This is a genomic window from Litorimonas haliclonae (assembly GCF_965138505.1).
GTDB lineage: Bacteria > Pseudomonadota > Alphaproteobacteria > Caulobacterales > Maricaulaceae > Litorimonas > Litorimonas haliclonae.
In genome coordinates this window covers 239232-263029 of sequence record NZ_CBCSCO010000004.1, presented here as the reverse complement: position 1 = coordinate 263029, position 23798 = coordinate 239232, and the positions used below count along the sequence as shown (strand labels likewise).

Annotated in this window: 22 protein-coding genes; 11 read left to right on the top strand and 11 right to left on the bottom strand. The window is 51.6% G+C overall.

What is annotated here, in order from left to right; all coding sequences use genetic code 11:
• Positions 1-57: 57 nt before the first annotated feature.
• The 3 genes from ACNA05_RS10945 to ACNA05_RS10935 all read right to left on the bottom strand — a co-directional run bounded on the left by ACNA05_RS10945 (position 58) and on the right by ACNA05_RS10935 (position 2037).
• Positions 58-207: a hypothetical protein gene (locus ACNA05_RS10945; RefSeq protein ID WP_415811526.1), complete on the bottom strand. Its 150-nt coding sequence runs from the start codon at positions 205-207 to the stop codon at positions 58-60.
• Between the two features lie 90 nt (positions 208-297).
• Entirely contained in the window at positions 298-807 is a 510-nt protein-coding gene (locus ACNA05_RS10940; protein WP_415811525.1) for a hypothetical protein, read from the bottom strand.
• A gap of 150 nt (positions 808-957) precedes the next feature.
• Positions 958-2037 (bottom strand): helix-turn-helix transcriptional regulator, encoded by a 1080-nt coding sequence (locus ACNA05_RS10935; protein WP_415811524.1) that lies wholly within the window; start codon positions 2035-2037, stop codon positions 958-960.
• A gap of 156 nt (positions 2038-2193) precedes the next feature.
• Here ACNA05_RS10935 and ACNA05_RS10930 point away from each other — a divergent pair, with 156 nt between their 5' ends.
• Positions 2194-2970: a type VI secretion system amidase effector protein Tae4 gene (locus ACNA05_RS10930; protein ID WP_415811523.1), complete on the top strand. Its 777-nt coding sequence runs from the start codon at positions 2194-2196 to the stop codon at positions 2968-2970.
• Positions 2971-3020: 50 nt separating this feature from the next.
• The gene (locus ACNA05_RS10925) at positions 3021-4055 is read left to right on the top strand and encodes a serine hydrolase domain-containing protein (RefSeq protein WP_415811522.1); all 1035 of its coding nucleotides are present in this window, start codon (positions 3021-3023) and stop codon (positions 4053-4055) included.
• 408 nt (positions 4056-4463) lie between these two features.
• On the opposite strand, the gene ACNA05_RS10920 is transcribed toward ACNA05_RS10925, so the two are convergent.
• A complete protein-coding gene (locus tag ACNA05_RS10920) occupies positions 4464-4775 on the bottom strand; it encodes an antibiotic biosynthesis monooxygenase family protein (RefSeq protein ID WP_415811521.1) in 312 nt (103 codons plus the stop codon).
• A 108-nt stretch (positions 4776-4883) separates the two neighbouring features.
• A complete protein-coding gene (locus ACNA05_RS10915; protein ID WP_415811520.1) occupies positions 4884-6941 on the bottom strand; it encodes a TonB-dependent receptor domain-containing protein in 2058 nt (685 codons plus the stop codon).
• A gap of 379 nt (positions 6942-7320) precedes the next feature.
• Here ACNA05_RS10915 and ACNA05_RS10910 point away from each other — a divergent pair, with 379 nt between their 5' ends.
• Positions 7321-7740, top strand: coding sequence for a VOC family protein (locus ACNA05_RS10910; protein WP_415811519.1), 420 nt, complete (start codon positions 7321-7323; stop codon positions 7738-7740).
• Positions 7741-7761: 21 nt separating this feature from the next.
• On the opposite strand, the gene ACNA05_RS10905 is transcribed toward ACNA05_RS10910, so the two are convergent.
• On the bottom strand, positions 7762-8340 hold the full coding sequence (locus tag ACNA05_RS10905; protein WP_415811518.1) for a DUF1287 domain-containing protein: 579 nt from the start codon (positions 8338-8340) through the stop codon (positions 7762-7764).
• A 145-nt stretch (positions 8341-8485) separates the two neighbouring features.
• Here ACNA05_RS10905 and ACNA05_RS10900 point away from each other — a divergent pair, with 145 nt between their 5' ends.
• From ACNA05_RS10900 to ACNA05_RS10890, 3 genes are all read left to right on the top strand, one after another.
• Positions 8486-9271 carry a crotonase/enoyl-CoA hydratase family protein gene (locus ACNA05_RS10900; RefSeq protein WP_415811517.1) on the top strand — a complete coding sequence of 262 codons (786 nt, stop codon included), beginning with the start codon at positions 8486-8488 and terminating at the stop codon, positions 9269-9271.
• A gap of 28 nt (positions 9272-9299) precedes the next feature.
• Entirely contained in the window at positions 9300-10838 is a 1539-nt protein-coding gene (locus ACNA05_RS10895; protein WP_415811516.1) for a class I adenylate-forming enzyme family protein, read from the top strand.
• 367 nt (positions 10839-11205) lie between these two features.
• Positions 11206-11739 (top strand): hypothetical protein, encoded by a 534-nt coding sequence (locus ACNA05_RS10890; RefSeq protein WP_415811515.1) that lies wholly within the window; start codon positions 11206-11208, stop codon positions 11737-11739.
• Positions 11740-11818: 79 nt separating this feature from the next.
• On the opposite strand, the gene ACNA05_RS10885 is transcribed toward ACNA05_RS10890, so the two are convergent.
• Positions 11819-12064, bottom strand: a complete 246-nt coding sequence (locus tag ACNA05_RS10885) for a ParB N-terminal domain-containing protein (protein ID WP_415811514.1) — start codon at positions 12062-12064, stop codon at positions 11819-11821.
• Positions 12065-12184: 120 nt separating this feature from the next.
• Here ACNA05_RS10885 and ACNA05_RS10880 point away from each other — a divergent pair, with 120 nt between their 5' ends.
• On the top strand, positions 12185-12886 hold the full coding sequence (locus ACNA05_RS10880) for a fumarylacetoacetate hydrolase family protein (RefSeq protein WP_415811513.1): 702 nt from the start codon (positions 12185-12187) through the stop codon (positions 12884-12886).
• 21 nt (positions 12887-12907) lie between these two features.
• Here ACNA05_RS10880 and ACNA05_RS10875 read toward each other — a convergent pair whose 3' ends face one another.
• The 4 genes from ACNA05_RS10875 to ACNA05_RS10860 all read right to left on the bottom strand — a co-directional run bounded on the left by ACNA05_RS10875 (position 12908) and on the right by ACNA05_RS10860 (position 17144).
• Complete coding sequence (locus ACNA05_RS10875) at positions 12908-13402, bottom strand: CC0125/CC1285 family lipoprotein (protein ID WP_415811512.1); 495 nt, start codon at positions 13400-13402, stop codon at positions 12908-12910.
• Between the two features lie 244 nt (positions 13403-13646).
• Positions 13647-15500 (bottom strand): translational GTPase TypA, encoded by a 1854-nt coding sequence (gene typA / locus ACNA05_RS10870; RefSeq protein ID WP_415811511.1) that lies wholly within the window; start codon positions 15498-15500, stop codon positions 13647-13649.
• A 189-nt stretch (positions 15501-15689) separates the two neighbouring features.
• On the bottom strand, positions 15690-16184 hold the full coding sequence (locus ACNA05_RS10865; RefSeq protein ID WP_415811510.1) for a hypothetical protein: 495 nt from the start codon (positions 16182-16184) through the stop codon (positions 15690-15692).
• A 141-nt stretch (positions 16185-16325) separates the two neighbouring features.
• Positions 16326-17144, bottom strand: a complete 819-nt coding sequence (locus tag ACNA05_RS10860) for a hypothetical protein (RefSeq protein WP_415811509.1) — start codon at positions 17142-17144, stop codon at positions 16326-16328.
• A 109-nt stretch (positions 17145-17253) separates the two neighbouring features.
• Here ACNA05_RS10860 and pepN point away from each other — a divergent pair, with 109 nt between their 5' ends.
• The 4 genes from pepN (at position 17254) to ACNA05_RS10840 (ending at position 23790) form a co-directional block, all read left to right on the top strand.
• Positions 17254-19884 carry an aminopeptidase N gene (pepN, locus tag ACNA05_RS10855; protein WP_415811508.1) on the top strand — a complete coding sequence of 877 codons (2631 nt, stop codon included), beginning with the start codon at positions 17254-17256 and terminating at the stop codon, positions 19882-19884.
• A gap of 64 nt (positions 19885-19948) precedes the next feature.
• On the top strand, positions 19949-20704 hold the full coding sequence (locus tag ACNA05_RS10850) for an EAL domain-containing protein (RefSeq protein WP_415811507.1): 756 nt from the start codon (positions 19949-19951) through the stop codon (positions 20702-20704).
• 153 nt (positions 20705-20857) lie between these two features.
• Positions 20858-21016: a hypothetical protein gene (locus tag ACNA05_RS10845; RefSeq protein WP_415811506.1), complete on the top strand. Its 159-nt coding sequence runs from the start codon at positions 20858-20860 to the stop codon at positions 21014-21016.
• A gap of 47 nt (positions 21017-21063) precedes the next feature.
• Complete coding sequence (locus ACNA05_RS10840) at positions 21064-23790, top strand: PAS domain-containing sensor histidine kinase (RefSeq protein WP_415811505.1); 2727 nt, start codon at positions 21064-21066, stop codon at positions 23788-23790.
• The last annotated feature ends 8 nt before the right edge of the window (positions 23791-23798 follow it).

The following is a 23798-nucleotide window of genomic DNA, read 5'->3' as shown; positions in this document are numbered from 1 at the left end:
CGCCTCACAGCGGGTTTTTTTATGCCTCGATTTAAAAAAGAAATGTAAGCTAGGGACCTAGTGAAAAAGCGCCAAAATCAAAAATGCACTTGTCAGGCCGATCATAAAAATCATGCCAATATATAATGCGCCGCGTATCTGAATGTCTTTGATTTCTTTGCCGTCCATACCCATCGACATAAAAACCTTATCCATCAAATTCGTCACGTCCAGACCCTTTCAAAATTCACACTCCTTCAGCGGGGAAAGGCGGCAGACAGAAAATCTATCTGCCGCCTTGCGCCCCGTTAGGGCTCTCTAACCTTCGCAATTGCGCCCCGCATAGAGGCCAGAGAGTTTCGCTTTGCGTAACACAGCTTTATCCAGCTCTTTTTGAGCTTTTGCGGCCTTTTTCCGACCGGAATTCGCAGCTTTGTCCATCGCCGCCTTGGCAAAAAATCCTCCAAACGGCACCTTAGCTAGTGCCCCAGCCGCGCCAGAATGAACGGCCGCCGTTGATGCGCCTGACGCAACGGCCTGACCTGCAACATTGCTCTGCCCTGCCTTGGCGATGATGGCTTGAGAGTTCGCGATAGTCGTATCGGCTTCGGCCATTTTCGCAGCAATGGTCTCGCATTTTGCATCCGCGACGATGATCGGATCCGCCGTGACTTCACTTTCCGCCGAGACGGCTTGCGCAGGCGCAGGCGTCACCGTGCGCATGGCCGCTTGCTGCGCGAGAGATTGCGCTACGCCGCCCGAGGTGGCCCCGCACGCACTGAGCGACAGCCCGGCCAGACCTAGAATAAGAAGTGATGATGTTTTCATTTTGCCCTCCAGAACAGAAATAATGTTGATAGAGGGAGTAAATCCGAAGAGCCACGGAGCGGCATCATCAATTTAGATGATAAATCAAAATTTTATTGAAGTTTCGTACATTTTTAGGAGCGTTGACGTAGAGACGTGCGGGCGAAGCTGTCACTTCTGCAAGGCAAGATTTGCGAGTAAAGCGACCACTTCCGCCTGACGGGAACATCCCGTCTTTTCCATCACCTGACGAAGCTGCGTCCGGACTGTACTAAGCGCCACGCCGCCGTCTTCGGCAATTTCTTCAACGGACTTGCCCGCCGCTAGCTTGCGGGCGACGCGCGCTTCCGACGCGGTCAAATCAAAGAGAGAGCGAACGAGCTCGACCGGAGGAACGCTCTTTTTTGCCACCGGAGTTAAAACTAATATGGCGTAGCTTTTGGCAAACATATCATGCGCGGAGCGGCTGATCGGCAGAATATGTGCGACCATCGCCGCTTGAGTGTCGCCGGCGCGCAAAGGAAAAGAATTGACATTCGTATCTGAATGCAAGTGCAAGGTTTGCAGGGATTTCGAAAATAGATCATTGGCCTGTTTATCTTTCAATCCGACTTTGTTTTGCGCGCCAATGACCAAGTGCGCCGCTACATCTTCCGATATATTGGACATTTCAACGGCCGCCCCATCGGCGTCGAGCAAAATCGTTGGTAACCCAAGCTTGGTCAGAGCTTCGCTGGCTCCGGTCGCGCTCTTCAAGCCCAGTCTCGCCGCGATGAGGGCGCTTCGAGCCAGATGGGGGCGAAGTTCGTTTAGCCGCTCTACAAATGGCTTTTCCATCGGCCCCCGGTCCAATGTCCGCTCAACACTAAAAACTATTCTATCCCCTGTCGGGAGCAATAGCCCTGTTCCGGCAGAACATCCGAGCCCCCTTGGGCGGAAAAAATTTTGATAAATCGGATTGGCCTCGAACTCTTCCGGTGACCAATAATCGTTTTCAATTAAGAAGGAATCATGGGCTTTGCCCATAATACAGACGCGGCGGTCACACCTGGCAAACCACCCGTCTTTCACATAGGTATGAAAAACATCTTCAAGATTGTCTGAGGTCGTCCAGCTTAGAACCTTGTCGCGCGCAGAGAATAACAACCCGCCTTTCGCCTCGGTCATTCCGGCCAGATCGTCCAATATCCCTGGCCAGTTTTCCGGAATAAAAGACGCTTCGTATATCCGGTCAATTAAATCATCTTGCACAGAATTGCCCCTCGTTCTGCCTTATGATGAGAATATTATAGATAAAATAGCGTTTTCCGCCAGCATAATTTAAGAAGGGTGCTTTTTGACGTTTGGCTTTGCCATGCTCGGCGACTCTCTGATATAGCTCCCCGTGGGTTAGGGGAGCGAAAAATCATGAAGAATTTATGTCTTGGGATTGCGACAGCGCTTACGCTGGCAGCGTGTGAAACTTTACCCCAAACAGTTGCGAAGACCGAGGCAGGGCCGAGCGCTCAGACACCAGCCATGTCCCAGCCGAGAGAAACGCCTGTTACTGCCCCGGTAGAATCGGAAAAACCAAAATACAAAAAACTGGTATATGGCGCGGAAATGCCACTTGTCTGCAGTAAACCGATAGCCGCAGACGGACACCTTGAACACCGTCCGAACCTGCAGGTTATGTGGGAAAACTATCTCTATGACCGACCGGAAGGCATTTGGGGCGAAATCGGCGGATTGGTAGAAGTCAATGGCACCCTTCCCTTTGATCAGGGCCGATGGACAAATGCCTGCGCGGTTAGAGTTTCCTACATGCTGAACAAGGCAGGCCATAAAATTCCGCGCGAAAGACCCAAAACAGTGAGCGGCGGGAACAAAGACCAATATTATTACCGTATCGCCGATATGGAGACCTACTTGACAAAGACCTATGGCAAGCCTGATTTGGCAATCACTGACGGCTCAGCAAACAGTTTTGACCTGCCCAACGCCGCCGGAATCGTGCTCATGGACTTTCCAAATTCTGGTTTTACGGGCCACGTTACCATCTGGAACGGAGCGGGAACTGTCGACGGGGCGAATATTGGAGGCTATCGCGTACTATTCTGGTCCCTGCCCTGCTTTCTTCCAGAAGGCCGCAATCAAACGCCGATTGTCGCCCAAGAAAGTGCCGTCCACACCGCATCGCCTTAGTGGGTAAAATAATCTGAGGCCGCAAATATTCGCTAAGGGGAAGCGAAAAAATGAGAACCAGACTAAAATTGACTTTGAGAATAGCGGCGGCCTTCTTGACGGTAGGGAGCATATTGATCTTTGCGCCGTGGCGGGAGGCTATTCACTATTTGGCGCCTTTGCCCGAGACTGTGCAGGAGCAAGTTGACGCCGCAATTCATCAAGGTGTCGATGGAATAATCGTGTACGTCCAACACGATGGGGAAGAGGCCGAATTTTTTGCCGCGGGCTGGCATGATAAAGAGCGCCAGATTCCCGCAGATCCAAACGCTCTGTTCAAAATTGCAAGTATAGGAAAATTGTATAATGCCTCAGCGGTCGCAAAGCTTGTGGCAGAGGGCCGGCTTTCTTTGGATGAAACCTTAGCGCATTATTTACCGTCACTAGCTGAACGTATCGAATACGCCGATCAGATTACCTTGCGTATGCTCGTCCAGCACCGAAGCGGCATCCCGAATTTTACAGACCACGAAGATTTCGACTGGTCGAAAGACACAGTCGATGTCTTGGACTTTGTTCTAGACACGCCTTCAGATTTTAGCCCTGGCAGTGAGTACACCTATTCGAATACAAATTATCTTTTGCTCGAAATGATAATGACCAAAATGCTCGGTTATGAGCACACAGACTACATTCGGGAGGAAATCCTCTCCCCCCTTGGTCTAAGTCGAACGTTTTTCTCCGTAAAAAATGTAGATCCCGAAGCGTTAATGAGCGGCTATCACATCGGATATGACACCGATTTTAAAACTCTCGATCAAGGGTTTGTCGCAACCGCCGAAGATGTTGGAATTTTTCTCAGAGCGCTGAACGACGGCACATTATTTAGCGAAAGAGAGCAGGAAATTTATTCGTCCATTTACGAATATGGACACACGGGTTGGGTATTGGGCCATTCAAGCCGAGCGCACTACCATAAAGATATCGACACGGTCGTGATCCAGTTCGTAAATACAACCGGCAACGACACCGTTATTCTCACCGAAGTCGTTTATAACCGGATCGTAAAAATTTTAAAAAAGCGGGATGGTAGATTGTCAGATTAAACGGGGCTTTGCGTAAGCGCCCTTCTCGTGTGGGTTTAGAATAAGCCTGCTATTCTCAAGATGATCGCGAGAAGAACAATTCCGATCAGACCACCGAGAAAAATCAATCGCCGCCTTTTGGTTTTCAGAATAATTTCACCGCCGCGCGCTTGCTCAGCCGAAGTATTTTCAGGCTCAGATTTAGTCCGGGGCTTGGATTTTGAATCAGCTACCATGATTTAGAATACGTTGAGGCTCCGCATCTGTTCCTACAAAACTATGTGCCTCTCACTTCGGCCTCGTCGGACGTCTCTCGGTGATGACATCGATGGAACAAATGTCAGGGCGTTTGGTGGCTTGAGGTTGCTCGGGGCCGACAGAGCGTGGCGCCGTGAAATGGCAGCCTCGGCTCGGCAAGCTCGCCTAGCCTTACCGATCCAACAAATCGTCCGTTACGTGCATGAGTAATAACGGCTCATCTGCCGTATCAGCGACAGACTCTACGAAAGCCTGGCGCGTTTCGGGATCATCATAGGCCATCTTGGCATCAAAAGCCTTTTGCCAGGTCTCCTCGTCCGGCCATTCCGCAATACCAATAAAACGTCCGTCCTTGTCACGATGAAGACGAGACCCCAGACTTCCGTATTTTTCTTGTATGAGCTTTGTCCCTTGGCGCCACGCCGCGCGGAATTGTTCTTCTTTGCCCGGATGCACTCTCCACCAGTAACCTGCAACAAACATAACCTTACCTCCTCGGACGTTCTGTATTCAGACGTAACCGATTTGGAAGAGATTTACCAATATACGCCCAAACCCGGAAGCGAATGTTTCAAATTCGCAAGCAAACGCTTAGAATTTTAAGCGCACGCCGCCATTTAGGATGAACCCGTCATTTCGGGACCAGATGTCAGTCGTCCACTGACCGTCCGGAGCGCGGGAAGGCAACACAAGAGGATTTTCTTTAGTCTGGCGCACATTCAGTAAATTTTCTGCGTTTAGGAACCAGCCTGTATTTCCAATTGTGATTTCTCCCAGTAATCCCAGGTGGAGATAGGGTTTGCTTTCATCCCGGAAAGGATTGCCGCTCAATCTCTGCTTGCCGGTGTAGTACGCTTCAAATCCCAACCGACCTTTGCCATGTTGTTCCCACATGGCAACAAACCCAGCAGAATGGCGCGGCGTCAATTCGATTTCTTGTCGTTCCCCAAACGGACCCTGCTCTGTGGCATCCAAGTAAAGATAGCTGGCCGTAAGCTTCACATCATTCCAGAAATAACGAAACAGAAGCTCGGTGCCGCGAATGCGCGATTCCCCTTCAGCATTCACCAGCCGAACGCGGTCGAGCGACCCGCCGGTTGTCGACGCAAAAGCTTCCAATTCCGTCACCCCGTCAACGTTAGAGCCAAACAGGGTGAGATTGGTTTCAATGGACCCGCGGCGATACCCAATATCAAGCGACGCCGTTTCGGCCGTTTCTTCGTCCAGTCCTTGCAGGGGTTCAAGCCGCGACAGACCCGCCGCCTCTATATCCTCCACGAAAGGCGTGGGCCCGAAAAACCCGCGACCATAAGATCCGCGGATGGTCCAATCGGATGGCTTATATAGCAAGGACACTCGCGGGCTGAGCTGCGTGCCGAACTCGCTATGTTCGTCGACTCGTCCGCTGAGGGAGAAAGAGAAGTCCTCGGTCATATCGTGATCAAGCTGCGCGAATAGGCTTGGAACGTCATAGTCAAAATCGAACGCGGGAAATGTATCCGAACTAAAAATTTCGGACTGATAGGCCAAACCCGCCACCCAATTTGTGCGGCCCCATCCGCCTGCAATAGAGGCTTCTGCAAAGTAGCTTTCATGTCGGTCGTCTTCGAGCACGTCGCCAAAGCGGTGCTCGTGATCCTGCACCATTGCCGAGCCGCGAAGGTTAAGTGTGAGCGTATCGGAAACGGGCGTTTCAGAAATAAATCCGCCATCGACACGGGTCGTATCCTGATTTTGACGGAAAGGCGTTCCGTCTGGGACGGTTTCGCCGGGTAAGGTTCCCCCTTCCCGTTGCTCTGTCATAAGACCAATTGTGGCATATAGGTTTGAGCCATTGGCCCCATCCCAAAACAGTCTTGGTCGCGCTGTTAGGCGGTCATAACCCGCAATATCAATCCATCCGTCATCGTCTAGATCTTGTTCTGTCTGCCTGTGAGCTCCGGCGGTCAGAGATACTGCAAACTCATCACTAAGCGGCGTTTCCGCATAGCCCGTCAAATCCTGGCCATCCCGCGTTGTGAAATTGGCGAGCAGTTCACCTGCCGGTTCGTCGCCAGGACGCCGCGATACTAGATTGATAACGCCGCCTAGCGCAGAGCCGCCATAAAGGGACGACGCAGACCCTTTAATCACCTCCACTTGAGACAGGTCGGTCGGCGGTATCTGTAGCAATCCAATAGACGCGGCTTGTCCCCCATAAAGAGGCAAACCGTCGCTCAAGAGCTGGGTGTAGCGCCCATAAAGCCCTTGGAGGCGGATATTCGCGGCCCCAAGGGCCGGAGAGGTCGTCTGCACTCTGACCCCGCCAGTTTCCGCGACCAACATGGAAATATTACCGGGCCGCATGAGCGCTTTTTCTTGGATCTCTTCTCCTGCAATGACTTCGACCCGGAAGGGTTCATTCTCTACCGCGCGGCCGGACCGCGTTGCCTGAACCACGATTTCGTCTATTTGGTGATTTCCTCCATCGTGATGACCGTGTTCATCTTCGTCTTTATGTCCGTTTTCCTCGTCATGACGGTCTTCGGCTTCGTTCCCAACGGCGTGGGTATCTGCGTGCTCAGCCGGCGACGCGGCGGCTTGTTGCGCCGTGGACATCGCAAGGTAGGGGAGCAACGAATATAAAAGGGTTTGACGGAAAAAGGGCATGAATCCTCTCGGGTTTAAGGAGCAATGAATCGTGATTTGAAAGGCGGGGCGTATAGACTTCAGTCTTCAGGGCGGTTCAACCCATTTCGTGCGAGTGCGACGATGTGTCGAGCGGAAGGTGACGGTCAGGCCTTCCCTATATATTGTCGGGTGTATCCCTAATTTACGCTCTAACAATAGATCATCACCTCCAAGAGCAGCCCTTCTCGCGCCAATTTTTGGCAAATTATGCCCCCTATTCGGATTTTTTTGGTAAATTCGCATATTATAACCTCTGCAGCCAACATATTGAATAATCACCGCACGGGGACAATATGAAGTGGGATGCGGAGCGCTTTGGCGCCTTAGGACGTTTAAATAAGAAGAGATAGGAAAATTCATGTCTGGTATCTTACATCTTGCTATTCCTGCTGGTGATCTGAACACCACTGTAAAATTTTACACGGACATACTGGGGTGCTCCCTTGGTAACGGAGAAGAGGGCCGTTGGGTCGACGTCAATTTCTGGGGCAATGAACTTACCTTGCATCAAAGCGAAGAGAAGCTCCCCAATGTTCGCCACGACGTTGATATGGGCGCTGTTCTAGTGCCTCATTTCGGTATTCATCTGACGCAGAAAGATTTTGACGGCGTTAAAGAGCGCATCGCTGAGGCGGGTCTTGAGTACATTGATGAGCCTTACCGCCGATTCAAAGGCGATAAATATGAGCAGGAAACATTCTTCATCGCTGATCCAAACGATAATGTTCTTGAGATCAAAACGATGAAAAACCCCGACCTCTTATTCCCTGAGACGTAATCAGCGGTTTTATTGGAGAGCCTATTTCGGCGCGAAACGGAAGTGGCCATTAATATCGGTATTGAATAAAAGGTCGTCTTCGACTGGACCCGCGCCAATATTATGAATGACGAGCGGCGTTCCCCACTCTGATTTCTTATCCGAAATAATGCCTATATGCGGAAGGCGTCCGCCCAGCCGCCAACTGACTATGTCGCCTGGCTGATAATCTTCGGCTTTTTTTGTGATGGGAAGGCTCGCGCCCTGACGCTTCAAAAAAGCTTCCAGATTAGGCACGCGGCGATGATCAATATTCTTATCCGCGCGCTTTAGGCCCCAATTCTTGGGATAGGCGCTGAAGTTACGTTTCATATCCTCATGGACGGCTTCTTGGAAGTCAAAGCCGTAAGCATTGCGGTAAGTTCTGATGATAACGTCCGTACACACGCCGGTATCCGCCGGAACGTCTCCCCCGGGATAAGCTAAAACGACATATTTCGGGTCATAGCGAACCTCTGCCCGCGTGCGTTCCCGCGCCGCTTCCACTATGTCATCCGCAGAGAAAGCATGAGCCGACGCCGCGCTGAACCAGAGACATAAAAGGCAAAGTAAGTACCGCATAGGGTCATTTAAATATCCCATTTCGGTAAACAAGCGATAAACCCAGCAGCTCCATCGCCGCTATTCACAAATATATCTGGTTTTTGGCCTAGAGATTCCTACAAGGGGTGTGCTTAGAAAAGCTATAATGGGGAGAATAAACATTATGAGGCCAGGCTCTTACATTTCTGTTGAACGGGATGGCCCTGTCACGACAATCATTCTGGACAGACCGGACAAGCGAAATGCCGTTGACGGCCCGATGGCCGCTGATCTTCGCGGCGCAGTATTCGATTTTGAGAAAGACGACACTCAGAAGGTAGCAGTCCTCTGGGGCGCACACGGGACCTTTTGCTCGGGCGCTGACCTTAGCGCGCTAGAGGATGAAGACCGGGCGCATGAACTTGATCCGGATGGCGGCGGCAGCGGGCCTATGGGGCCTACCCGCCTCGCCTTGTCGAAACCCCTCATCGCCGCGGTGTCCGGCTATGCCGTGGCCGGCGGCCTGGAACTCGCGCTGACGGCGGATATGAGAGTGGCAGAAAAATCGGCCGTGTTTGGCGTATTTTGTCGCCGCTGGGGCGTCCCGCTCATTGACGGGGGAACGGTAAGGCTGCCCCGCCTCGTCGGCATGGGCCGGGCTATGGACATGATACTAACGGGGCGCCCTGTCGACGCCGACGAAGCCTTATCGATGGGACTGGTCAATCGCGTCGTGCCGGACGGAGAATCGCGCCAAGCGGCGGAAAAACTGGCGCAAGAGATCGCGGCCTTTCCTCAACAATGTATGCTGGCGGATCGCCACTCGGCCTATCGTCAATGGGACATGCCACTGGACGCCGCCCTCCGGCAGGAAGGCCAGCTCGGCGCGCCCATAGTTGCAGCAGAAGGAAAATCCGGCGCAAAACGTTTTGTGGACGGCGCCGGACGCCACGGCAACTTTAACTCTTAAATAGACCCATTGAATACGGACGAAACATATGAGCAAGTTAGGGCCTCTCACAATTGACCTTATCGAACGTGGAGCCGCGCTAAATGCGGATCGCGTCGCCCTTGTGTTTGAGGACCGGGAGCTAAGCTTTGCCGAGGTCAATCATCAAGCCAACCAATTAGCGCATGCGTTGAGCTTCGTCGGAGCGAACCATAGGTCGCGTGTCGCTCTCTTGGTAAATAACAGCCTGGTAAGCGTTCCTTTGGATTTCGGCTGCGTTAAGGCCGGAGTGAACAGAGTTCCCTTGAACGCCCGGCTCTCCTTGGAAGAGCATGCGCGGATGGTGACGGAAGCTGAATGCGGCATCCTGATTTTCAGTGCGGATCTGGCAGAGCGCGCTGCAGAGCTTGTCGAAAAAATCCCAAGTCTTTCGGCGTATGGCCTGGGTGTCTCTCTTCCAGACTCCGCAGACCTTGCGGCTATCGCCGCTGACCAAGATGGGACGCCCCCCCAGATTGAGGCCGCCCCGGACGACATTATTTTAACACTCTATACCTCAGGCACCACTGGCGTCTTGAAAGCGGCGCAACATACTCAGGCGTCCTTCGCCGCCATTTGCCGCAATATCCTCTTGAACTTGTTTCCGATATCGCAGAGCGATGCCATGATGCACGCGGCGTCGCTTATCCACGCCAGCGGGACCTTCGTTCTCCCTCTATGGCTACGTGGAGGGCGGAGCATTATATTATCCGGTTTCGTCCCGCAGGAGTTTCTCTCCGCTATCAGCCATTATCGACCCACCGCTATAAATCTTGTGCCGACCATGCTTCATATGCTTCTGGAGCAGCCGGACATGGACCAACATGACCTGTCCTCCCTCAATCATATCATTTACGGCGCATCGCCCATGCCCCGCACGGTTATAGAACGCGCGATTGATATATTTGGGCAGGATAAGTTCTGGCAATATTTCGGGCAAACCGAAGCGCCCTTAGCCTTGGCCGTTCTTCGCCCCGAAGACCATGTCGGGGATTTACTTGGCGCCTGTGGACGTCCTGCCGTAGATGTCGAGCTTCGCCTCATTGACGAAAAAGGGAAAGAGGCACCCCAAGGTGAGCCGGGCGAAATTTTAGTGCGGTCGCCCTCCTCAGCCGCCGGATATTTCAAAGCCCCGGACCTCAGCAGAGAAAGTTTCGATGCGGACGGCTGGGTTCACACACGGGATATTGGCGTGTTTGACGAAAGAGGCTTTCTCTTTTTGCGGGACCGGACCTCTGACATGATCGTGTCGGGCGGATATAATGTCTATCCGAGGGAAGTCGAAGACGTGCTTATGGAACATGACGACGTGCTTGAAGCCTGCGTGGTCGGCGCGCCAGATGCTAAATGGGTCGAAGCCGTGACCGCCTTTATTGTTCTACGGCCCGACCATCAGGCATCTGAAGCAGATCTTATTTCCCACGCTTCGGAGAAGATCGCATCATACAAGAAGCCTCGCCGTATAATCTTCACCGATAGCATCCCCAAAACGGCCGTAGGGAAGGTAAACCGGAAGATTTTGAGAGAAAAACTGCAAAATGAGGGTTAAACAGGGTTCCAACTCTTGTTCTGAAAGAGGGAAAGCCGACCTAATATAGGTGTCGGTAAGACGTATTTTGAGAAAACTAAGCGTCGTTCCCACACAGAAAGACTTCGTTCCGAAGAAATATTAGGAGTTTTTTGACGTGCCGACTGATCGAACGTCGCCCTTGAGTCCTGAATTATAATTATATTTCAACGCCTTAGAGAACGCGCCCAATTTCGGCCTGACTCTGCCTTATTCTTGCCACGAGTTATGCTGTTTTGTAACGAAACAAATTTCGGTTTTCCTGCATTTATCCCACAAGCATCACGACGAACGGATGCCGTAACAAGCATCGCTTAATGGTGCTGGGTAAACAGAAAGAGGACTTATTATGACCTATTTAAAATCTACTTCTATCGCTTTAGCTCTATCAGCTGTTCTAGGCGCATCTGCTGCCTATGCAGGTGGTGACAAACCAACTTTTGCCGAGCTTGATGCAAACGCTGACGGCCAAGTAAGCATGACAGAGTTCACGGAAGCTCCTGGAATGGAAGATTATACAACATCAGACATCACGTCTAAGTTTTATGATATCTCTGAAGGCGCTGACAACTTCTCTGAAGTTCAATACACAAGCGCACTTGCCGAAAAGGAAAATAGCGCGACTATCACAACGGAAGAATCTTCCGACGTAATGGGTGCCGTTGAAACCAGTGAAGACTATGACGCTGAAGTCGGCATTGAGACAGACTCTGACCTCGAGCTTGAGTCAGATGTCGAGACTATCGACCCTGAAACAAGCCTAGATACAGGTGCCGATCTGGACACAGACCTGGATACAGACCTCGACAATGACGGTCTAGATGCGGATGTTGATGGCGACATCGATGCCGATATCGACGAAGACATTACTCCAAAACTCTAAGAGTTGATGGATAAATAATCTGCAAAGATTTACCGCCCTGCACATCGCAGGGCGGTTTTTTATTGTTTGTAAAAGAGGATCAGGCTTTTTTGGCTTGAACGATATGACCGTCGATCAGGGCTTCCCCCAGAAGTTTCATCGCCTCTACGCGGTGCAACCCTTCCTGAAGGACATATCTATTCTTCCCGAGGCGCACGTAAATTGGACTTTTCAGTCCGTTTTCCAGAATATCTTCCGCGAGAGGCTCAATTTTTGAAGTGTCCAACGTCTTTTTCTTGGACGCCGGAACATAAATCTTTTCAATCGGTATATCGACGATACGCATAACAACCTTTTATGTTAAACTCTGACTACGCTATGACAGCCTTGCCTGTTTGACAATCCATTGAGACGAAGTCGAAATCGCATAGCGTAAAGAGATAAAAAGAAAGACCGACCAGAGATCATGACAAAACTAGCCTTCCCGCCTGCCGTTCCTGTCACGCTCCCAATCATGGGGCAAGAAAGCCGTTTTCCAGTGCGGCGGATCTACTGCGTAGGCAAGAACTACGCAGATCATATCACCGAAATGGGCGGCGACGGAAAGACAGCCAAGGAAACCCGCAGTGAACCGGTTTTCTTTACCAAAGCGGCTGAAACGGTCGTGGAATCCGGACAAAGTATAAAATACCCTCCCAACACCTCTGATCTACATCATGAGGTCGAGCTGGTCGTTGCTCTCGGACCGTCAAAATCCAAGGAGGAAAATGGGTCGGCGGGCGTTGAAATTTACGCTTATGGCGTTGGGATCGACATGACGCGACGTGATCTTCAAACAAGTGCGAAAACCAAAGGCGGGCCTTGGGACCGCGCGAAAAACTTTCGTCAATCCGCACCTTGCTCGGCGTTGACGCTCGCAAAGGATGTCGATTTGACGAAGGCTCACATTGTCTTGCGTAAAAACGGAGATATCGTCCAGCATGCCTGTTTAAAAGACATGATCTGGTCGGTTGAGGAAATCATTGAGCATTTAAAAGCGGATATGGACCTGCAACCCGGAGATCTCATTTATACAGGCACGCCCTCAGGTGTTGGGCCTGTCATAATTGGGGATGAATTGTCCGGCGGAGCGGAAGGATTGGAACGCATTACCGTTCGCTTTATATAGCCCCGCCAGTTTTAAAGCTGTCTATTGAAACGCCTCAGGCTGAATATTGGCTTGAACCTGACTTGCGTCATAGACGTTTGGTAGGTCGGACGCCGAGTTCATTAATTTGATCTCGATTGAATTTGTAATTTTCTTGCCGCTAAACGCGCTCCCAAGAGCGTTCAAACTCAACCCGACACCGACTGAAGTGCCGCTACCATAATATCCCCGTCCGCTGCTGACACCGACGCTCGTCGAGGTGCTGGAAGGACGTTGCCCTGTATAGGTCTCGCCGCCAAGCACTCGGAAGTGGCTATATCCCTCAGCCAAGGCAATCTCTGCCGCTCTTAAAAGGGCATAATCTTGAGCTTCTTCGGCAGACCGGCCCGTATAGTTGACGCGGAAGCGGTCACTTTCAATTTTGGTATTCTGAAATCCCAGACTGTCCGACTTCGCCGCCGGCCCATATGCGGACGGCCCTGTAGCACAGGCCACCAAGCTCAACGCCGCAACTGTCGTGATTATAAGGTTTTTCATATCTATCATCCTGACTTAATTCTCGGTTCTGAAACGTCCCTTCGGCAAGTGTCTAGCATAGCCAAGCTGAGCGCTTCATGAACAGTTATTATATAACGCACAAATCCCGAATGCGTTCAATAGCGCCGCAGATGAGGCTGTTTACTGATGCAAAAAAGCCCCCTGAACGTCAGAGGGCTTGAATAAAATAGTGTCGAATGCGGAATAGCTGGTGAGCAATACCCCGCCGAGACCAAATGAAAGGCTAGCCTTCCATCGCCTCTCTGCGGCGGCTTTCCTTTTTACGTTCATGCTCGAGCAAATATCTTTTGCGAACGCGGATATTTTCAGGTGTCACTTCGACCAGCTCGTCATCATTGATGAATTCGAGAGCGTATTCGAGGCTTAAATTAATCGGCGGCGTAAGCACAACGGCTTCATCCGTTCCTGACGCCCGTACATTGGTAAGCTGTTTGCCTTTCAGGACATTGACGACCAAGTCATTGTCGCGCGCGTTAATGCCGATGATCATGCCTTCATAGACATCTTCCGCATGCCCGATAAACATTTTACCGCGGTCCTGTAGGTTCCAGAGCGCGAAACCAGCGGCCTTGCCAGCACCGTTTGAAATCAACACGCCTTTTTGGCGGCTTCCGATGGTGGATTTAGAACGCGGCGCATATTGTTCAAAGTTATGATACATGAGGCCAGTCCCGGAGGTCAGCGTCATAAACTCTGACCGAAAACCAATGAGGCCGCGTGTCGGGATTTCGTAATCAAGCCGCACACGCCCCTGCCCGTCCGGCACCATATTTTTGAGATTGCCTTTACGCTCGCCGAGTTTCTCCATGATGGAGCCTTGGTGATCTTCCTCCACGTCAATGGTGAGGGCTTCCCACGGCTCGCAAAGCACGCCGTCAATTTCCTTGTTGATCACCTGCGGGCGGGAAATCGCGAGTTCGTATCCTTCGCGGCGCATGTTTTCGATAAGGATAGAAAGATGAAGTTCGCCGCGGCCCGAAACGCGAAACTTATCGGCTTCATCAAGCTGTTCGACGCGCAAGGCGACATTGTGGATCAGCTCTTTTTCCAAACGATCATTGATGTTTCGAGAGGTGACATATTTGCCTTCGCGTCCCGCAAACGGAGAATCGTTAACTTGAAACGTCATGGAAATGGTCGGCTCGTCCACGCTCAAGGCAGGCAGTAGCTCTACATTTTCCGGATCACAGATCATGTCTGAAATACCGAGTTTATCGATACCGGTGAAACAGCAAATATCCCCGGCAGACACCTCTTCCATCTCGACGCGATCAAGGCCCATGAAACCATAGAGCAAAAGAACTTTTGCTTTGCGGGTTTGTCCGTCCGGCGTTGCGACGACGACCTGTTGATTGCGTTTGATTTTTCCGCGTACGACGCGGCCAACGCCAATAACGCCGGTATAGGAATTGTAATCGAGCGCAGAGACCTGAAGCTGCAATGGCGCGTCCGGGTCAACATCCGGCACCGGCGCGTTTTGAACAATCGCTTCGAAAAGCGGCGTCATGTCTTCGCCCTCGGTCTCGACCTCATGAGAGGCCCATCCGTTCAACGCTGAGGCATAAACAACGGGGAAGTCGAGCTGATCATCTGTTGCGCCCAGGCGATCAAACAAATCAAAGGTCTGGTCCACGGCCCAATCCGGACGGGCGCCCATGCGATCAACCTTGTTGACCACGACAATAGGCTTGAGGCCCTGCGCCAGAGCTTTTTTCGTCACGAATGTTGTTTGCGGCATTGGGCCTTCGACAGCGTCAACGAGCAAGACAACAGAGTCGACCATAGACAGGACGCGCTCGACCTCTCCGCCGAAGTCCGCATGTCCCGGTGTGTCGACGATGTTGATGCGCCAATCTTGACCATCCGGAGCTTTCCAGCCGATGGCTGTATTCTTGGCGAGAATCGTAATGCCGCGCTCTTTTTCAATATCGTTGGAATCCATGACACGTTCTTCGCGTGCGCCGCGCTCGTCCAGCGTTCCGGACTGCCGTAAAAGCTTGTCCACAAGAGTTGTTTTGCCGTGGTCAACGTGAGCCACGATAGCGACATTGCGCAAAAATTCGATAGAGTCTGACATGGTATTTCCGGTCATTGAGAGTTTGCGCGCTCCATACGCGATAAAGGCTCAAAGTCCACCTCTGTTTTCAGTGTGCCGGGCGTTTTTGTTGGCTGAAGATTAAATTTTCACCTTGCCGATACGCTCAAAAAAAAGCCCGCTCCATGGTGAGAAGCGGGCCAGTGGTCCAGCGTGAGTAGGATTCTTGGTTTAAAGAGTTTTCTCGACCGATCTACTGATCTCAGTATCAACGCGCCGCGCGTCATAGATAGATGCGATTATGTCTTTTTCGCCTTTGTCGGAATCAGCAAGATCGAGAGTAAAGAGGTCTGTGGGTTCGCCAAAGAGTGTTTCGATGGTGGAGAAGTCAGAATTGATTTGCGTATCAGCATTTTCCGCAAAAGCGCGAAACTGCTCTTCAATTTCCATACTGTCATATCGATTGGGTGGCGTTAGCGTTTCTTCAGAGCTTGGCTGGCTCTTTTCAGATGCGGTTACTTTGTTAGACTCGTTGACATTGGAGGATGGCTCCTTCGTTTCGGAAACCGGAGCGCTGGAGGCGTCTTCAGGTGGCGTAGCCTTATTTTCCGTCTCAGAAGCTGCATCTGGAGCAGGGTCGGCTTTCGGCGGAGGTCCGGCGTTTTGCGAAGGGTTAGTTTGAGCGCCATCAGATCGATTTGGCGACGAGAGAAATGAAAGTAGCAATGTAAGCCCCAAGTAAAATAATAATCAGGTAAACTTAGTTCGCATTCGGTAAGGTTCTGTTTAGGTTTAGCGTAAGGATTTCGCGTAATTTTCAGGTAAATATAGCGTTAAACATGCATATGTCTTTACCGCTTGAGCGTCCTATCCAGGGATAGGTTTCAAATCTCGTACGACGATATTCATATCCTGGACCACGGATGTCCCCAAGGCCTTGACGCGTAGGTGCATGGAGGTGGCGCTTTTATAAGCGACTCCATTCGGAGCGATAGCGCAGCTTTGCGTCAACTCCAGCTCTTTGATTTTGGCGATAAGCTTGACCCTCATTGGGCGGGTCATCCAGATTTTAAAATGTTTCAAGTGAGCGTCCTGCTTGGACAGGGTGAATTCTCCGTCAAGACGGTCTAGGAGCTTTTTAATAATCTTTCGATCACCGTCACCATTTTCCAAAAAATCGTCCGATGACATCATTATCTCTGCTAATTTTTGGATATCCGGGCGAAGGACGACCTCGGTTTCTGTCTCCCTGACGACAGTAAAGTCATCCCCGGAGAAGTCCTCCGACAATAAACCGTTGTCATCATCCTCGCACCAAAACTCTTTTGCGAGATCCGCTTGCGAAGTCTCTAAAGACGTTATTTTCGTCAGCAATTCTTTTAATGCCTCAGGGCGCTCGTCATTCGATTGCGAGATGACTGTCACGCGCTCGTCCCCAGTGAGCGCCGGTCTGATCGTTAAAACTGCGGTAAAAGGTGTGTCGCTAGCGTCGTCCCCAGGCTCATTGATTTGAAAATCAACCGTATAATCATAAGGAATATTCTCGGGCGCCACCGGGCGCTCGATACGGGACAGCTCTGCCAATGTGCTCTGGCCTAATTCCGTTTCTTCCTGCGCCTGAGCGCCAAACGTTAATAACCCAGCGGAGCAGATTAAAAGAATACTACAGTTGAAGGTATTTTTCATAAGCCGCTTTTTCAGGAGGGGCGCTAGGAATGCAAATAAATTATACTCTGCGGTTGAAACCCGCGCTACGCATTGTCACATCTAATGGGAGTTCTAGAGAGAGATAACCATGCGCCCTGAAACCCTTCCCGCAGAGTCCCCACAACCTACACGCCTTGCGGATTATACCTCGCCAAATTTCAAAATTGATAGCGTGGAGCTAGACTTTGATCTTAAACCCAAATCAACACGGGTGAAGAGTAAGCTGGCTCTGACTCGAGTGTCGGGTGGGGACTTTCATCTGGACGGCGAAGATATTTTGTTAAAATCCGTTACGCTGGACGGGAAGACTCTTAAACGCGCCGATTATACCCTCACCCAAACGGAGCTTGTCCTGAAAGACTTGCCGGATGAATGCGTTCTGGAGATCGAAACTGTCTGTAATCCCGCCGAAAACTCTAAACTCATGGGTCTCTATGTTTCCGGCGGGCGCTTTTGCACACAATGCGAGGCGGAAGGTTTTCGGCGGATCACTTATTATCCCGACCGCCCAGACGTCCTGTCTGTCTTCACGGTTCGCCTGAAAGCTCCGAAGAAAGACTACCCTTACCTCTTGGCCAATGGCAATATGGTGGAGTCTGGCGAGTCCCAGGGCGGAAAAAGTCATTACGCCGTCTGGGAAGACCCGTTCCGCAAACCGGCCTACCTCTTTGCGCTGGTGGCCGGAGAGTTTGATATTCTGGAAGACAGCTTCACGACCATGAGCGGGCGGGACATTCCGCTAACGATTTATGTCGACCCCGGTGATGCGCCCCGCGCGGATTATGCCATGGACAGCCTGAAACGGGCCATGAAGTGGGACGAAGACACATATGGGCGCGAATATGATCTCGACCGGTTTATGGTCGTCGCTGTCCGTGATTTCAATTTCGGCGCCATGGAAAACAAGGGACTGAATATCTTCAACTCGTCTCTGCTCTTGGCCGACGCGGAAACTGCAACAGATATGAATTTTGAACGGATTGAGTCCGTTGTCGCACATGAGTATTTTCATAACTGGACCGGCAACCGGATTACGTGCCGCGACTGGTTTCAACTCTGCCTGAAAGAAGGCTTTACCGTATTCCGCGATCAGGAGTTTTCTGCCGACCAACGCGGCGCAGATGTACAGCGCATCAAAGACGTGCGCGCGCTTCGCGGCCGTCAATTCCCGGAAGACGCCGGCCCTCTCGCTCATCCTGTCCGCCCGACTGAATATATGAAGATCGATAATTTCTATACGGCGACAATTTATGAAAAAGGGGCCGAGCTCATCCGCATGCTCAAAACTATATTGGGCCCCGAAGATTTCCGCAAAGGCTCGGATCTTTATTTTGAAATGCTGGACGGCACCGCCGCGACGATTGAACAATTCATAGAATGCTTCGAACAAGCAACAGGCGAAGACCTCTCGCAATTCATGCGCTGGTACGAACAGGCCGGCACGCCGCAACTCTCCGTCGCGGTCGACGAGTCTCTGACAACCCCGGTCCAAGGCACGCGGATTACATTCTCCCAAAACACCAAGCCGACGCCTGGCCAAAACGAGAAATTGCCTGTCGTTCTGCCAATAAAATGGCAAGCAATCGGAGATAATGGTCCCCTCACAGAACCGCAAATGACTGTCCTGACCACAGAAGAAAACACAGTCTCCCTTCCCCGTTTTGACGAAGCTGTCTCGCTTTCGGTTTTGCAGGACTTCAGCGCGCCTGTGATATTGTCATCACAGCAAACCTCCAAAGATCAGCTGCGATTGATGGCTCAAGACCCTAATGCGTTTAACCGCTGGGAAGCCGGTCAGACTTTGGCCCGAAAACTTATCGGCACACAGGCCTTAGCGCTTGAAACCGGAGTTATGCCCGAAACAGATGACGCGCTTCGGGATTATTGTGAGGCCCTACGAAACACGCTCCACGACGACAATTTCGACAATAGTTTCAAGGCTTTGGCGTTAACGCCGCCGAGTACAGCAGAAATCCTTCAATCGCTGGACAAATCCGATCCCATTGCCGTTTATCTGGCGGGAGATTGGCTCTCCCGCGCAGTTGGAAACCGGCTGCGAAGCGATCTACTCAAACGCTATCATGCCTTGTCCGATGACGGGTCCTTCAGCCCGGATGCTGAGTCGGCGGGCCGGAGAGCCTTGCGCAATCGCTGCCTTTCTCTGTTAGCGTCAGGACGCGACGCCGTAACAGCTGGCCTTGCCACAGAACAGCTCGGCACAGCCACTAATATGACAGATGAACTGGCGGCCCTGATGACGCTGACAAAGCTTGGCGGGAAACGGGTTAACGCCTCCATGGAGAATTTCTATGAGAAATGGAAATCCAACCCGCTGGTCATGGATAAATGGTTTTCCGTTCAAGGGATGCGCCATCATTCCGAAGGCGTGTCCGCTCTCGTAGGGCTGACAGAACATGAAGCCTATGACCGCAGAAACCCGAACCGCGTTCGAGCCTTAATCGGGAGTTTCGCTATGGCAAACCCCAATTTGTTCCACGCGCCAGATGGCAGCGGCTATGACTTCTTTACGGCGCAAGTTTTGGATATGGATAGCCGAAACCCACAAGTTGCGGCGCGCCTGGTGGGAGCTTACGGAATTTGGCGCAAGCTAGATGACCAGAGGCAGGGCCAAATCAAAGAGCAGCTACGCCGCGTCATTGCCGCGGAGCCGTCCAAAAATACACTAGAGATTGCATCAAAAACTCTTGGCGCTGGTTAGGTCTGATTTGGCCTAGATTCCTTCATGTCTTGGTAAGGCTCTCTTAGGAGATTCAGGCTAAGCCATGGGGATGGACAACCTTCGCCGCATATCCGAAATCCGAACCGTAGATGGGTTTCGCGAGCATGTCTCCGAGCAACGTTTTACTGTTTTACGACAGCCTATTGTTGATTTGAGAGACGGCCATATTCACCATCATGAATGGCTCGTGCGTTTTGATCACGACAAACATGTCGAAGGCGTTATCCGGGCGTCGGAACTGAGCGGCGTAATCCGGGATTTGGATCTTTCCATGCTCGCGCAAGCGATTTTGGTCTTGAACGAATACCCCCAAGAGACGGGCATCGCCATTAATTTATCGGGTGCGTCGGTTGATAAAGAAACGTTTCGCGGATCGGTCACGGCCTGCCTAACAGCGTTAGAAGCTTCGCCAAGCAAGCTCATTATAGAGCTGACCGAAAGCTGGGACATGGACAATCTCGTCCTCGCAGAGACTTTGCTCACAGACCTAAAGTCCCGAGGGCACCCGGTTTGCCTTGACGATGTCGGCGCCGGCGCGGCCTCTATTCGGTATCTGCGCGCCCTTCCCGCCAATTGGCTCAAGATTGACGGCGGGTTTGTGACCGCCAGTTTGAATTCTATGCGAGATCGCGCCATTTTAGAGGCCCTTTTATCTCTACGGGAGGCTCTGGATGTCAAATTTATCGCGGAAGGCGTCGAAACCCCCGAGATAAAAGACTTCGTGATGGAAATGGGGTTTGACGCTGCTCAGGGCTATGCGATTGGGCGGCCAGAGCCTGAAACCCGGATAAAAACTTAAAATTGACTCTAAACACAGTTTTTTACTCTTTTTTCTTCAAGGTAAATGAAAAATTAACCACGTTTTGTTCGACTTCTCTTACGACTATCTTTAGCGTTTTAAGCGTGATTCGGGGGAAGTGAGTGCAAAGAGGGTCTTCAAGACAAACGCAATATGCGCAGCCAAACGGTCAGGACGCGGCCCAGCGACGAACTGTGGCCGGTCAACACCCTGCTGATCAACGTGCTGCCGGATCTCACCCCCCTCGCGCGCAAGCTCAAAGACCTCAAAGCCAGCCCGCCGCTGCGCCCCCTCATACGCGGCAACGCCTAGGCCCTTCGCCTCAGAACCCTGTTCAACCAGCTCACCTACGGTCTCGCGTGCCTTCTGATACGGAACCGTCTCAGCGACTAGATACGTCCAAAGGCGGCGCCTTTACAAAGGGGATCGACCGAATTTCCGATCGGGTCGGCGGAACGGCGTCCTTAAAGAGTCTTCTCTTTGCTGTCGGGGCTTTTTTTGTGCTCCTAGCGATTCTGGCTTTGACAAAATTCTATTACGATAATGAGCGTTTTAGCGAACAAACCCAAATCAGCTTCTCTCAGTCCCTAAGCAATCAGGCCACAGATGTGTCCCGGCGGATTGATACAGAAATTGCCTGGATCGATCAGGCCCTTTTCAGTGAAGGCACACCGGAGCAGATTGTTAATTTCATTTCCCAGCGCGAGATGATTGACGGGGTTGCCATGGTCGACGCTAACGGAACGGCAATGGCCAAAGCCGGGACGCTGGGCGATCTGGTTGCTCAGCTGGACTCCCGCAATTACCCCACAGGCGAAGTTCAGATTCTCTCTCTCGTCGCCGAGAATGGATCCGCTATTCCCGTTATAATTCGCCGGAGAAATGACGTCTTTCTCCTCACAGCTATGGCGCCGCAAACCTTTATCGGAGAACTGTCCGCAAATGCCGCGCTGATTATGGACGGAGGACGCGTCATTGATGGCGGTGCGAATGTGACCTCTGCCGATGCGCTCACCGTATATAATATCAACGCACAGCGCTTGGCCGGTTTGACGAAAAATGCCGAAGAGACATCTCTTATCCCGTTTGAAACCGGAAGTTCAAAGGTCTGGTTAGGTACAGCCCCCGTCCCTAAATCCTTTTTGTCGGTTATCGATATCCAACCCCGCGGAATTGCCTCAGGCCTAAAAGAAAACCTGATGTTATTCGCGCTTCTCTTGCTGGGCATGGGATGGCTGATCTGGATGCTTGCCAGCCAGTTGATGCGCCAGATGGATATACTTCGGCAACGTCAAAACGAGGACGAAGTCGCGATTCAGCGTTATCAAGCGGCCGTTGACGGGTCAAAAGGCGGGGTTTGGGAAATAGACCTAGCTAAAAACACGGCCTATTTGAGTCCTTCACTGGCGAGTGTTTTCAACATGCCTAAGGTCGATACAACCTTGTCGATGGCGCAATTTCTAGGCCTATTTGCGCCCGCCGACAGAGAGCGTTTATTTGCCGCTATTCGGCGCAGCCATGTCAGCGGTGATTTTGATGTTGAACTTGGCCTCGCTCACCTCCCCATTTATATGGCGTGCCGCGGACGCCCTTCGGTCCGGGGGTCAGACCATGCCAAAATCATTATTGGGATGGCGCTGGACATTACTGAAATGCGCGGCGCTCAGGCCCGGTTACAAGCGGCTGAGACCCGTCTATTTGACGCCCTGAAATCTATGACGGATAGTTTCGTGATTTGGGACCAATCCGACCGGCTTTTGATCTGGAATGAACGGTTTGAAAGTTTCTTCAATTTCCAACCCGGTCAGCTTCAAGTCGGTATCGACCACGCGACCGTGGAGTATAACGGTATGAAGAATGTGGTCAGCGTGACCGAACGCGCCGAAGGCAACGAGATGGAATTACAGGATGGCCGCTGGATCCGCTACTCCGAAACCTTCACCAATGATGGCGGGCGCGTGAGTATCGGCACAGAAGTGACCGCCATTCGCTCCCGCGAAAGAGAGCTTCAGGTTAATCAGGACGCGCTAGAAAAAACCATCAGCGTCTTGCGTAAATCCCAAATCCGTATTGTTGAATTGGCGGAAAACTACGAACAAGAAAAAATTCGCGCCGAAGAAGCCAGCCATTCTAAATCCGAATTTTTGGCCAATATGAGCCATGAGCTTCGGACGCCTCTCAACGCCATTAACGGCTTTTCGGACATTATGAAAAAAGAGCTGTTCGGGCCGCTCGGCGATGCTCGCTATAAAGAATATGTCAATGACATCCTGTTTTCGGGACAACATTTGCTCAGCCTGATCAACGACATTCTTGATATGTCCAAAATCGAAGCCGGTAAAATGTCCCTTAATACTGAGGAACTCCAAATTAACGACATGGTTGAACAGGTCATTCGTATTGTCAGGGGCCGGGCGGATGAAAATCGCTTGAAACTTATCTTCGAAGAAAAGCCTGCCAAAGAGATTGAAGCGGACCCTCGGGCGGTTAAGCAGGTTCTGCTCAACCTTATCACTAACGCTATTAAATTCACGCCTGAAGGCGGATCTGTGACAATTGCGGTCGAGCCGAAATCAGCCGGGCTCATCGTCCGCGTGACCGATACCGGTATCGGCATTTCCCAAGAACATATTGAGCGTCTGGCGCAGCCATTTGAACAGATCGACAGCCAGCATTCCCGTCAACATGAAGGCACCGGGTTGGGTCTCGCTTTATCGAAATCCCTCGTCGAACTCCATGGCGGGAATTTCAGCATGGAAAGCACGCTGGGCGAAGGCACAACTGTTACCTTTACTCTACCGTCCAGCCCGCCCGTAAAACAGGAAAAACCTGATCCAACAGAAGTCGGCAGCGAGATTACAAAATTGGCAAATGACATTGCTGTTGTTCTATCTGCCGGTGAGGCCCGAATGGACGAGACTAAATCTGCCGTCGCACAAAACACACAGCCTTCGCAATCACAGCCGCCTGTCCAAGTTAATCCCTCGCCTCCGCCCATGACCAATCCAGCTCAAGGCCAAGCGCCTCAACGGTCGCAATCTGCGCCTCCGCAACTGCCCAACCCTTACCGGGATTCAGCGGCTTAGGTTTTAAA